We start from the raw sequence: 11,635 nt of genomic DNA, 5'->3' as shown, positions 1-11,635 counted from the left end.
GCGGAAATTGATCCCCTGCTTTTGTCCAGTCTTGGGTTTAAAAAATGATTAGGCAGCTTCATTTTCTTCTTCCTGCTCTTCCTTTTTAGGATCATCCAAAGCTAGATCTTTTTCGACCCTGAGGTTATCAATGATAAAGGTTTGGCGATCTGGGGTATTTTTTCCCATGTAAAAAGAAAGCAGGTCGGAGATTTTGGTGTCCTTGTTCAAAATAATAGGATCCAATCGAATATCTTCTCCGATAAAGTTTTCAAACTCGTCCGGAGAAATCTCTCCTAATCCTTTAAATCGGGTGATTTCGGGCTTCGCTCCTAGTTTGTGAATCGCTCTCTGTCTTTCCTCGTCTGAATAGCAATAAATGGTCTCTTTCTTATTTCTGACTCGGAACAAAGGTGTATCCAGAATAAATAGGTGACCGTTTTTCACCAAATCAGGGAAAAACTGCAAGAAATAAGTCATAATCAGAAGTCGGATGTGCATTCCATCGACATCGGCATCGGTGGCGATGACAATCTTTCTATACCGAAGGTTTTCAATGCCATCTTCAATATTCAGGGCATGTTGAAGGAGGTTAAATTCCTCGTTTTCATACACCACTTTTTTGGTCATTCCATAGCAATTCAATGGCTTACCTCTCAGAGAAAATACCGCTTGGGTCTGCACATCCCTGCTTTTGGTGATAGATCCAGATGCGGAATCACCTTCTGTAATGAACAGCATGGTGTTATTCTTCACATCTTCGTTGGCTTTCGGGTCATCGTAGTGAACTCTGCAATCCCGTAGTTTCTTGTTGTGAAGGTTTGCTTTTTTAGCACGCTCGTTCGCTAGTTTTTTAATACCCGATATTTCTTTCCTTTCCCGCTCAGACTGAAGGATTCTTTTGAGCAAAGCATCCGCTGTCGCAGGGTTTTTATGGAGAAAGTTATCCAGTTCGGTCTTGATAAAGTCATTGACAAAAGTCCGGAGTGTAGGCCCGTCAGGACCGATATTCTGGGACCCCAGCTTGGTTTTGGTCTGAGATTCGAAAACCGGCTCTTGCACTCTTACCGCAATTGCTGCCACTACCGATTGACGTATATCGGAAGCATCATAGTCCTTTTTGAAAAACTCCCGGACTGTTTTGACAATGGCCTCCCGAAATGCAGCCAAGTGAGTCCCTCCTTGTGTGGTGTATTGACCATTCACAAATGAGTAATATTCTTCCCCATAGCTACCTGAGTGGGTAATCGCTACTTCAATATCATTGCCTTTCAGATGAATAATGGGGTACCTTATACTTTCTTCATCAATTTTATTGGATAGAAGGTCGTAGAGCCCTTTATCTGAGAAGTACTTTTTACCATTGTAATTGATGGTAAGACCAGCATTCAGGTAGGCATAGTTCCAAATCTGATTCTCAAGATATTCCGGAATAAAGTGGTAGTTTTTGAAGATGCTTCCATCCGGAGAAAAGACTACTTTGGTCCCATTCCGCTCTGAACTTTTCTCAATCGGAGCATCGTGAGTCAATATTCCTTTTTCAAACTCAGCCACTTTGGTTTCTCCATCCCGATAGGACTGAACCTTGAAAAAGTCAGAAAGTGCGTTGACGGCTTTGGTACCGACTCCATTTAGACCCACTGATTTTTGGAATGCTCCGGAGTCATACTTTCCTCCGGTATTGATCTTTGACACACAGTCAATGACTTTTCCCAAAGGAATCCCACGACCATAGTCTCGCACCTCTACTTTGTGTTCAGAGATTTTGACATCAATGTTTCGTCCAAATCCCATCATGTGCTCATCGATGGAGTTATCCAGAACTTCTTTGACAAGAACATAAATCCCGTCATCCTGCGCACTTCCATCTCCTAGCTTTCCGATGTACATCCCGGGACGGAGACGGATATGCTCTCTCCAATCCAAGGATTTGATACTGTCTTCGGTATATTTTACTGGTTCTGCCATAATTCTATTTAACTCTTACGGATAGACTTGAATTTCCCCACAAACAATAAGAAAAGGCCAATTACCCAAGTGATGAAGATTGCCGGAATGAGATAAAACCAAAAGCTAAAATCTCCTCCTGGCTCCAAATCACGGTTATTCACCGAATGGATGTAAAAAACAAAAATGCACATACTGAGATTGATAATCCCTCCAAAGGAAAAAAACCATGTCAGGATATAATCTCTATATGGGTCCCCGACAGGAAACACCCGGTGAAATTTTTTATTGGATTTGGTTTCCAAGGACTTGGGAGGAAACAAGACTACTGCATTCAAAAACAGAAAAGCGGCAATCATCCCATAGAAGAAGGTCCCTTTGTCCCAAGATCTGATCAAATTTCCGCTGTCATCGACGCTGATTCCGATTTGCTCGGGCATGGCCGAGTATAAATAGACTAAGAAGAAGATAAAAGCCAAAATACTGATAAAGTAAAAGGCTTTGCCGAATCTGTAATACATGGATTGAGTGAATTGAACGTGCTAATATAAGCGATTTGGGAAAACCCTTTGGTCCGAAATTCGGTTTCGAAAGTGTCAATTTCTGACCCGGTAATTTCCAAAACCTACAAGTCCATGAAATTCAAGGGACTTTAAATTGATTTCTGCTGAAAGTAAATATTTACTCGCAGAAAATTTAGATCGGGGATCAATTTCAGCCGATCTTTGACCAACATTCTCTCAGAGTCATGCGCAATCTACTCAGCCTAGTAATGGGTTTACTTATTTGGACTTCTTTTTCTTGCAGTTCACCTTTGGATGCAGGAAAAATCAATCTGGAAAACTGGAAAGCCGACCGTTATGGTTGCAAAGGCCTTCGCATCCAGGACTTGGAAGAATTACGGGCAATTAAGAATAATTTCTTGGGAGCGGACAATCAAGCTCTGATCAAAACCTTTGGCCGACCAGACCGAGTGGACTTGATGGACAAAAGCCAAAGCTTTTTTTTCTACTTTTTGGAACCATCCAAAGAGTGTGATGGGGTGGAAATAGAAAAAGAACCCCTGAGAGTTCTTTTTCGACTAAATGCTATCAGCAAAGTATCTGAGGTCACCATTACAACCCTGAACCCATAAAACATAGGGCTGCAGCGCCAAGCGTCCCGGCGTTATTTTCCAAAGTTGCTTTCTTTAATTTAAGATCCTTCACATAGTAATGTGTCAGGTATTTCCTGGTATTGTATTCGATAGTTGGCATCATGAATTCCAAACCAGCCGAGATTCCCCCACCGAAATACACATCTGTAACATCGAGAATCCGGATCGTAGAAACAATCGCTTCACTTAGAATTTCCGCTACCTCTTTAAATACCATTAAAGAAACCTCATTCCCTGCTTTGGCAGTATCCACCAAGAGGTGTGTGCCTAGCTCTTGCCCTACCAATTCCCCCGCTTTTTCAGGATAGGATTTGATTAGGTTATCCATAATTCTTAGGATGCCATTTCTTCCTACAAGCGTTTCCAAGCCAGCATTTCCTCTCGAAAGCATATGCCCCATTTCTAAAGCATTTCCTCGGGAGCCTTTGAATACCTGACCTTCCAAAACCAAGGCACTTCCGATCCCAGTACCCATGGTGATAAAAAGAAAGTTTTCGGCTATCTCACCTTTACCAAAATAAAACTCACCGATTGCGGCTGCTGCGGCATCATTTTCCAGAAAAAACTCCGTTGATGGATATTTCTCGAGAAGCTTTGCCTTGAGTGGGAAATTATTAAGATCAGAAATCGCCGGAATCTCTAAGGGCATCATCCTGTCTTTGGAAATCATACCCGGCAAACCAATCCCTATTTTTTCTACCTGCGGATATTTTTCTAGGTATTTCCCCACTATATCCACAAAACAAGAACCGAAGCCCGCTGGATTTTCACGATGGTGTCTAGTGTCTTCTTTCTGAAAATCAAGGATATTTCCTTCTTTGTCTACAAGACCGATCTTTAGGTGGGTGCCTCCCACATCGATTCCCAAAAATTGAGTATCCGATGAATTCATAATCATTATTATAGGTTTGATTGTCAAAAAAGCAAAACTATTGCTTCACTTCCTATAATCTTTGCCGATCTCATAAAAAATTTTGTGCACTGCAGGACAGACCAGGGTGTTTTTTAAGGACAAATCTAAAATGCCCAGCATATTTTTCCGATCTGTGTGTGGATACTCCCGGCAAGCTTTGGGACGATCTTCGTAAACTAAGCACTTATTATCTGCTCCCAAAAAGGGACATGGGGCACTTTTCAAAACATAATCTCCATCTGTATCCAGGTAAAGATATTCTTCAATGAAAACACTTGTTTTCATTCGAAATACCTTGGCCAACCTATCGATATCTGTCTGAATGAATATCGGGCTTGTAGTCTTGCAGCAATTTGCACAATCCAAGCAATCAATCTCCTGAAAAACCTCTTCATGCAATTGATGAAAGCGGGAATCCAAATTTTTAGGTTTGGTCTTCTTGAGCTTTTCCTTGAGCTTTTTATTTGCCGGAAAGTCTGACTTGGATTCTTGAGCAAACTTTTCCAGGTCTAGGTTTGATTTCACAAAGAATTGATTTTCAAATTGTTTCTAATATGATTATCTTATATAAGTTCAAATATATAAAGCCATGAAAATTCACCCTTCAGAATTGTATTTCTATCATAGTTCACATCAACCGATTGACAAACAAACCAAAGCCTATGCAAAGTCATTGGCGAATTTTGTCAATGAAATCGATGTCGTCCGAGAAAAAATGACCGCAACCCAGTGGGATCAAATTCTCAATATGCTGGGGCTGAGGCCCAAAGATCTGCTCAACAGAGCCCATCCTGACTATCAAGCCATGATCGCAGGGAAAGAATGGGATGAAGAAAGTTGGCTTAATATCTTGGTGAAATTCCCACACCTCATCAAGTCTCCTATTGCTATTTACCGCAATAAGGCAATTCTCTGCAAGACCCCTACAGATATCCTAAAGCTGGACTAATCTCGGTTTAGAGAAATCCCTTTTTCTTCAATGACGATTTCTCTGGCTTTGTACAATTGCCCGATGCACTGCTTAAAATGCTTTTTACTCATCCCCAATTCTGCCTTGATTTTTTCAGGGTCAGATTTGTCATGCAGCGCCAAAAAGCCTTTTTCCTCAAGTATTTTAAGGATTTTCTCAGCTCCTTCTTCATACTTTTCTCTCCCGGCAGGCAACAATTGAAGGTCAATTTTTCCGTCGTCTCTGCGTTTTTTTACAAAGACCTGACGAGTCTCCCCGATTTCCAAAGGTTGAAAAACTTCATTGGCGTACAATAATCCTTCGTACCGATCTTCCAAAAGGACTTTGTAGCCAAGGTCTGTTTTTTCAAAAATCAATCCTTCACAAGCATTTCCGGGTTCATAGTCCGGAGGAGCTGGATAGATAAAATCGCGGTACTTGCTAACGCCAATTAATCTGTTAGACCGATAATCCACGCAAACTTTGATCAGATATTTCTGTCCTGCCTCCATTGGTTTTGCCATTTCAGCATTCGGTACAAAAAGATCTTTTGGCAATCCCCAATCCATGAAGGCTCCGAACTTAGTCACTTCTTTTGCCTCCAAAACTGCAAAATCATCCAATAAAGCTTTCGGCTTGGTAGTTACCGCAACTGGCCGATCTTCGCTATCGGTATAGACAAAAACTTCAACTTCATCACCTTCTTTTTCCTCTGTTCCAAGGTAACTTTTGGGCAAAAGCACCTCTCCACCATCTTCTAAAGCCAAGTAAGCACCAAAATCGGTAAACCGATTGATTGAAAGTTTGCTTATCCTTCCTAATTCATTCATGATTCAAAGGTAAAGATTTCTCCCGTCCAGATTTGGAAAAAACAACAAACAAAGTCAGTATTGAAAGGTTTGAAATTGGAAATCGATCCCCTTCCGATTAGTTTTGAGCGAAAATGAAATCGGCCTTAAAGCCAAAATAAACCCAAATCGTAACGTTTTTACCTTTTAATCACACACTTATGAAATCAATCTCAGTCATAGGATCAGGAACCATGGGTAATGGAATAGCCCACGTTTTTGCACAGCATGGATACCAGGTTTCTCTGGTAGACATCCAAGCAAGTCAATTGGAGAAAGCTTTGGCAACAATTTCCAAAAACATGGACCGCCAAGTTTCAAAAGGCTCCTTGACTGAAGATGAAAAGAAAGCTGCTCTTTCCAGGATTTCTACCTTCACCTCTGTTGAAAAAGGAGTAAAAAGCGCAGATCTTGTGGTAGAGGCCGCCACAGAAAACATGACCTTAAAACTAGATATCTTCCGACAGCTGGATCAATTCGCTCCGGAGTCCGCCATTCTAGCGACCAATACTTCCTCTATTTCAATTACTAAAATCGCGGCAGTGACCAAAAGACCTGGGCAGGTGATCGGAATGCACTTCATGAACCCGGTTCCCGTTATGAAATTGGTAGAGGTAATCCGAGGATATGCCACCACTGATGAAGTCACTGAAAAAATCATGGAGCTCTCCAGTAACCTAAGCAAGGAACCCGTAGAGGTGAATGATTATCCAGGATTTGTGGCAAACAGAATCCTCATGCCCATGATCAATGAAGCCATCTATTCCTTGTATGAAGGTGTGGCGGGAGTTTCAGAGATTGACACAGTCATGAAGCTGGGGATGGCCCACCCTATGGGTCCGCTTCAATTGGCTGATTTTATCGGTTTGGATGTTTGTTTATCGATTTTGAGAGTACTTCATGAAGGTTTTGGCAATCCAAAATACGCCCCTTGTCCATTATTGGTAAATATGGTTGAAGCAGGATATAAAGGAGTAAAAACCGGAGAAGGATTCTATCAATATACTCCAGGAAGCAAGGATTTGAAGCTTGCTCCAAGATTTTCTAAATAATTAGGGAAAAAGCAACAATGCATCTAGCAGTATCAGGAAATATCGGGAGTGGAAAAACCACTCTGACAGAAAAGCTTGCCAAACATTACGGTTGGAAGGCTGAATTTGAGGCAGTAGACAATAATCCATATTTGCCGGATTTTTACGAAGACATGAAGCGTTGGGCTTTTCATCTTCAGGTCTACTTCTTGAATTCCAGATATAATCAAATCAGAAATATTCAGGACAGAAAGGAAAACACCATTCAGGACAGGACCATTTATGAAGACGCATACATTTTTGCAGCGAACCTTTATAAAAGCAAGCTCCTTACGGAAAGAGATTATTGGAACTACAGAACCCTCTTTGATTCCATGATTCAGCATGTGAAAGCTCCTGATCTATTGATTTACCTCAAAGCTGATATCCCCAAGCTTGTTGGCCAAATTGAAAAAAGAGGCAGAAGCTATGAAACTGCGATGAGAATTGACTACCTGAAAAACCTAAATCAGCATTACGAAGATTGGATTTCAGAATACAAAGAAGGAAAGCTGTTGATCATTGATGTAAATGACCTGGATTTCGTGGAGAGACCTGAAGATTTCTCACTGATCGTGAATAAAATCGAGCGGGAAATGTTCGGGCTTTTCGCTTAATCAGTTATTAAGTTTCCTCATCAACCAGTTGAAGAGAATTTGTTTTTGCTCTTCTTTTGGGTTGACCAAAAGCTGATCTAGTCGCTTCAAGGAACCTCCGGTCATGATGGTTTCGAAGGGTGAAAGTCTGATCAGTTTGTAACCATGAATCCGGGTCTGGAGATCCAATTGCGCGTCGTTGTAGGCGAGTAATTTCCATCCAATTGCGCCATTACCGGAAAAATCTCCGGGCTCGGATGCTTCCCCAAACACATTTCTGGCAATTGGCGGACCTGCCCAAACTCTTGAATTCATGCCTGACTTCAAAGCCTCCTTTTCATAGGTACGACAGAGCCGTTTGAGGCCTTCGGAAAATATGAAATTAAAATCAGTATAAAGACTTGATCTTAAAGTGATTAATCTATATCGATTGAAGTGGATTTCTTCATCCCAAAGGATAAAAAAACGGCCAATTTTGAAATCAAACTTAAGTTTTTCCAGCAAGGGCATACTTCCGTTTCCCCCAAGATCTTCTAATATTTCTGCTAGCCAAGTTTTACCCTTTTGGTCCAAATACTTCGGAACCACTTCTAATTCAGCCTTCCAATCATATTCCGCTCCACCATCTCTTAAAATAAGATCCAGCTGGCGGGTCATTAGATGCTCCATGATTATGTGTTTTCCCGGAGAATTTCCCAAGTATGATCTGCCAATAATTTCACCTCGGCCACAAAGCTTGCCCAATCTTTTTTTCTACCCCATTCCTCAGGCGCAATCATACTCATGAAATCACTTCCGTCTGATTTTTGATATAGGAAGTAGCGATGATTGATCAGGGGTTCGAAAGAAATAGAGGCTTGATATATTCTTTCGGACACTTCAATTCGGGCTTGGATTTTTTTGGCTTGCTCGGCCAAGACCTGCATTTGCTCGTAAATCTGCGCCATTTGCATATCAGTCTGAGAATGCATGGCCGCTACTGCTCTGCCCGTAATTTTCCCCTTGTCTTCGGGCTTGATAATGGCACTGCCTGAATGGTGCGCATAAGGCAAAGTCCCCGGATTTTCCGTGGTTTTTTCCTTCATTAGCTCCAGATCAAGCTTATCTACGTCAATTTTCTTTCCTGTCATTTGGCTTTGGATTCTACTTCTTTGGATATTCTTTCTTTGAGATTTCCTTTGGAACCCGGGAAGGTCGTTCTTCGGGAAATATCATAGCTGATGTATAAAATGACCAACATGAAGAGGATAAATAGGGCCAGGAAGATTTTCTTTTTCTTCTGCATCAATTATTTCATTTCTGGGTCAAAATTAAGCATTGAGATTTTTTAGTCACCATTTCTTTAAATCTCATACTTAAGAAATAATAGAAATAGAAAATTGTTTATAAATTTATTCTTCCTGTCTAAAACAAGTATTTTTATTATTTATACACGTTTTTCCCCGGTTATGTATCAACTCATCAGCGAGCAGTCAATTTATCAGTATTTTGGAGATGATGATCCAGAAATGGTCAAAGAGATGATTCAAATCATCCTCGATACAAACGTCAAGGATTTGATGGAATTGGGTGAGTTTTATCAGGCAGGAGATTTTGTGACTATCAAAAAAAGATGTCACAAAGCCAAGCCCAGCATGAGTTATATCGGGGCTATTAAAACCAGAAAAACACTGGAAGAAATCGAAGGCACCCTTGAATCTTCCCAACCTTTGAACGAATCTCTTCAAGATCAACTGAAGATCATTACTGCGGAACTTCAAGAGTTCCTTTCCCAAATCAATTGATTTATTCCTTCTTAACCACCCAAATATGCAGCGGAAATTATTCCTCCTGCCGATTTTGCTTTGCATCCTAGCAACAGCTCAGGCACAATCCCCCTTATCCGTCGAATATATCATGAGAGATCCCAAGTGGATGGGAACTTTCCCCTCCTCACATTTTTGGGGAGAAGACAGCAGAGAAATATTCTTCCGGTACAATCTTGAAAATGATCCTGCTGACTCGCTTTACAAAATAGACCTCACTTCTCCGAATAAGATCTCGAAAGTTCATTGGTCCGAGGAAAAAAGTCTGAGAAAAGAGCAAGAAACCTATAATTCTGACCAAAGTCTTAGAATCTATCGGGTTAAAAATTCGATCTATCTTGAAAATCTTAAAAAGAAACAGGCTTCGGTAATTTTGGAATGGTTTGAACCGATCAGCGGTCTTCAATTCTTAGCCGATGAGAATCGAATTTCATTCAATTCAGGGGGAAATATTTACATCTTCGACCGCAACAGTAAGGTTGTAAAAAAGGCCACGCAGATCAATTCAGGATCCAAACCAAATCAAGGTGGGACAGGAACTCCTGATTCTAAAACAAGTTTCTTGGAAGCTGAAAATCTGAGTCTTCTGGAGGTAGTAAATCAACGAAAAGAAGCCCAAAAAGCTTCCAGAACTTACCGTGAATCCATTAGGGAAAACTCCACTGCTTTTGTGTATTACACCGGAGGGAAAAATCTCTCCAACTTACAACTGAGTCCTGACGAGCGATATGCGACTTTTTCAATTTTCACTCCAGCATCCAATAAAAACACAAAAGTTCCTGACTACACCGCGGCTTCAGGATACACCGAAGATTTAAATGCCCGGCCAAAAGTGGGAACAGATCCGACAAAAGTTGAGATAGGGATCTATGACCTTACCCGAGACACTGTTTATTTCGTCAGCATTGGTAATCTTCCGGGAATAAAGGATTTACCTGACTACGTAAAAGACTACCCTGAGAAAAAGTGGGAAGAAAAGGAGCGATCTGTTTTGCTTTCTGGGCCTTATTTCTCCCCGGATGGAAAGCGAGCAATCGTTCAAGGAAGAGCCAATGACAATAAAGATCGCTGGATTGCAGAGCTGAATCTTCAAACGGGAGAACTTAAAACCCTGGATCGACAGCGGGATGAGGCTTGGATTGGCGGGCCTGGAGTAAGCGGTTTTGGAGGAGGTACTTTTGGCTGGCTTCCGGATAGCAAGCATATCTATTTCCAGTCTGAAGAAAGTGGCTATTCCCACTTGTACCTTCTGGATGTGAGCACCGGTGAGAAAAAGGCATTGACTTCAGGAAAATTTGAAGTTTTCGAACCCTTTTTGTCCAAGGATAAAAAATCTTGGTATCTGACTACCTCAGAGGTAGATCCAGGAGAAAGACATTTTTACCGAATGCCGGTAATGGGAGGGAAAATGGAAAAACTCACCTCCATGACCGGAAATAACGAAGTGTCGCTTTCTCCTGATGAAAAGAAATTAGCCATTCTGTTTTCTTACAGTAATCAGCCTACGGAGTTATATATACAAGACAATAAAGTAGGTGCAACAGCTCAAAAATTAACCAATGGCCAGAGTGAGGAATTCAAGGCTTATCCTTGGAAAGACCCTCAGATTGTCCGCTTTGCAGCTCAAGATGGAGCGAAAGTGCCTGCAAGACTTTATTTACCGGAACCTTCCAAAAAGAATGGAGCTGCGGTGATTTTTGTTCATGGTGCAGGTTACCTTCAAAATGTACATAAGTGGTGGAGCAGCTATTTCAGAGAGTACATGTTTCATAACCTCCTGACAGACCTAGGATATACCGTATTGGACATTGATTATCGGGCATCCGCCGGTTATGGTAGAGACTGGAGAACAGGAATCTACAGACACATGGGAGGAAAAGACCTCTCAGATCAAGTAGATGGAGCAAAATACCTTGTTGCACAGCATGGTGTTGATGCTGGTAAAATTGGAATATATGGCGGCAGTTATGGAGGATTTATCACGCTTATGGCTTTGTTTAACCATGGAGATGTTTTCAAATCCGGAGCTGCATTAAGATCTGTGACAGATTGGGCGCACTACAATCACGGATATACATCCAATATTCTGAATACTCCAGAGGAAGACCCTATTGCCTATCGCCGATCCTCCCCTATTTATTTTGCAGAAGGACTTAAAGGAAATCTTTTGATTGCGCATGGGATGCTGGATGTCAATGTCCACTTTCAGGATGTGGTTCGATTAGCCCAAAGGCTGATTGAGTTAGGCAAAGACAATTGGGAAATGGCAGTTTATCCAGTTGAAGATCATGGGTTTGTAGAACCAAGCTCCTGGACAGACGAATACAAGAGAATTTTGAATCTATTTAACTCAACCCTACTGGAGAATTAAA

At 41.3% G+C, this 11,635-nt stretch carries 14 protein-coding genes; 6 read left to right on the top strand and 8 right to left on the bottom strand.

Features of this window, described 5'->3' with window-relative positions; all coding sequences use genetic code 11:
• Nucleotides 1-48: 48 nt before the first annotated feature.
• Both G458_RS0108975 and G458_RS0108970 read right to left on the bottom strand, forming a co-directional pair.
• Entirely contained in the window at nt 49-1,947 is a 1,899-nt protein-coding gene (locus G458_RS0108975; RefSeq protein ID WP_026951610.1) for a DNA topoisomerase IV subunit B, read from the bottom strand.
• Between the two features lie 8 nt (nt 1,948-1,955).
• A complete protein-coding gene (locus G458_RS0108970; RefSeq protein ID WP_026951609.1) occupies nt 1,956-2,447 on the bottom strand; it encodes a hypothetical protein in 492 nt (163 codons plus the stop codon).
• Between the two features lie 227 nt (nt 2,448-2,674).
• On the opposite strand from G458_RS0108970, the gene G458_RS0108965 reads away from it, so the two are divergent.
• The gene (locus G458_RS0108965) at nt 2,675-3,061 is read left to right on the top strand and encodes a hypothetical protein (protein ID WP_026951608.1); all 387 of its coding nucleotides are present in this window, start codon (nt 2,675-2,677) and stop codon (nt 3,059-3,061) included.
• Here the strand turns inward: G458_RS0108965 and G458_RS0108960 are convergent.
• Entirely contained in the window at nt 3,042-3,974 is a 933-nt protein-coding gene (locus G458_RS0108960; RefSeq protein ID WP_026951607.1) for an ROK family protein, read from the bottom strand. The genes G458_RS0108965 and G458_RS0108960 overlap by 20 nt on opposite strands.
• 45 nt (nt 3,975-4,019) lie before the next feature.
• Nucleotides 4,020-4,520 (bottom strand): YkgJ family cysteine cluster protein, encoded by a 501-nt coding sequence (locus G458_RS0108955; RefSeq protein WP_026951606.1) that lies wholly within the window; start codon nt 4,518-4,520, stop codon nt 4,020-4,022.
• A gap of 64 nt (nt 4,521-4,584) precedes the next feature.
• Here G458_RS0108955 and G458_RS0108950 point away from each other — a divergent pair, with 64 nt between their 5' ends.
• Nucleotides 4,585-4,944 carry an arsenate reductase family protein gene (locus G458_RS0108950; protein ID WP_026951605.1) on the top strand — a complete coding sequence of 120 codons (360 nt, stop codon included), beginning with the start codon at nt 4,585-4,587 and terminating at the stop codon, nt 4,942-4,944.
• Here G458_RS0108950 and G458_RS0108945 read toward each other — a convergent pair.
• Entirely contained in the window at nt 4,941-5,774 is an 834-nt protein-coding gene (locus G458_RS0108945; protein ID WP_026951604.1) for a CvfB family protein, read from the bottom strand. The genes G458_RS0108950 and G458_RS0108945 overlap by 4 nt on opposite strands.
• Nucleotides 5,775-5,953: 179 nt before the next feature.
• On the opposite strand from G458_RS0108945, the gene G458_RS0108940 reads away from it, so the two are divergent.
• Both G458_RS0108940 and G458_RS0108935 read left to right on the top strand, forming a co-directional pair.
• The gene (locus tag G458_RS0108940; protein WP_026951603.1) at nt 5,954-6,844 is read left to right on the top strand and encodes a 3-hydroxybutyryl-CoA dehydrogenase; all 891 of its coding nucleotides are present in this window, start codon (nt 5,954-5,956) and stop codon (nt 6,842-6,844) included.
• 17 nt (nt 6,845-6,861) lie between these two features.
• Complete coding sequence (locus G458_RS0108935; protein WP_026951602.1) at nt 6,862-7,479, top strand: deoxynucleoside kinase; 618 nt, start codon at nt 6,862-6,864, stop codon at nt 7,477-7,479.
• Here G458_RS0108935 and G458_RS0108930 read toward each other — a convergent pair whose 3' ends face one another.
• The 3 genes from G458_RS0108930 to G458_RS21870 are packed head-to-tail and all read right to left on the bottom strand — an operon-like array spanning nt 7,480 to nt 8,743.
• Entirely contained in the window at nt 7,480-8,127 is a 648-nt protein-coding gene (locus G458_RS0108930; protein WP_026951601.1) for a DUF7255 family protein, read from the bottom strand. It abuts the gene before it with no gap.
• A 2-nt stretch (nt 8,128-8,129) separates the two neighbouring features.
• On the bottom strand, nt 8,130-8,588 hold the full coding sequence (locus tag G458_RS0108925) for a DUF2452 domain-containing protein (RefSeq protein WP_026951600.1): 459 nt from the start codon (nt 8,586-8,588) through the stop codon (nt 8,130-8,132).
• Entirely contained in the window at nt 8,585-8,743 is a 159-nt protein-coding gene (locus G458_RS21870; protein ID WP_169719258.1) for a hypothetical protein, read from the bottom strand. The genes G458_RS0108925 and G458_RS21870 overlap by 4 nt, the downstream gene beginning before the upstream one ends.
• Nucleotides 8,744-8,906: 163 nt before the next feature.
• Between G458_RS21870 and G458_RS0108915 the strand changes: the two genes are divergently transcribed.
• Both G458_RS0108915 and G458_RS0108910 read left to right on the top strand, forming a co-directional pair.
• Complete coding sequence (locus tag G458_RS0108915; RefSeq protein ID WP_026951599.1) at nt 8,907-9,242, top strand: Hpt domain-containing protein; 336 nt, start codon at nt 8,907-8,909, stop codon at nt 9,240-9,242.
• Between the two features lie 25 nt (nt 9,243-9,267).
• Nucleotides 9,268-11,634, top strand: a complete 2,367-nt coding sequence (locus tag G458_RS0108910; protein WP_026951598.1) for a S9 family peptidase — start codon at nt 9,268-9,270, stop codon at nt 11,632-11,634.
• Nucleotide 11,635: the final 1 nt, after the last annotated feature.

Source organism: Algoriphagus mannitolivorans DSM 15301 (assembly GCF_000429425.1).
Taxonomy (GTDB): domain Bacteria; phylum Bacteroidota; class Bacteroidia; order Cytophagales; family Cyclobacteriaceae; genus Algoriphagus; species Algoriphagus mannitolivorans.
Note: the sequence above shows the minus strand (reverse complement) of the source record. Positions and strands in the feature narration are given on the sequence as shown.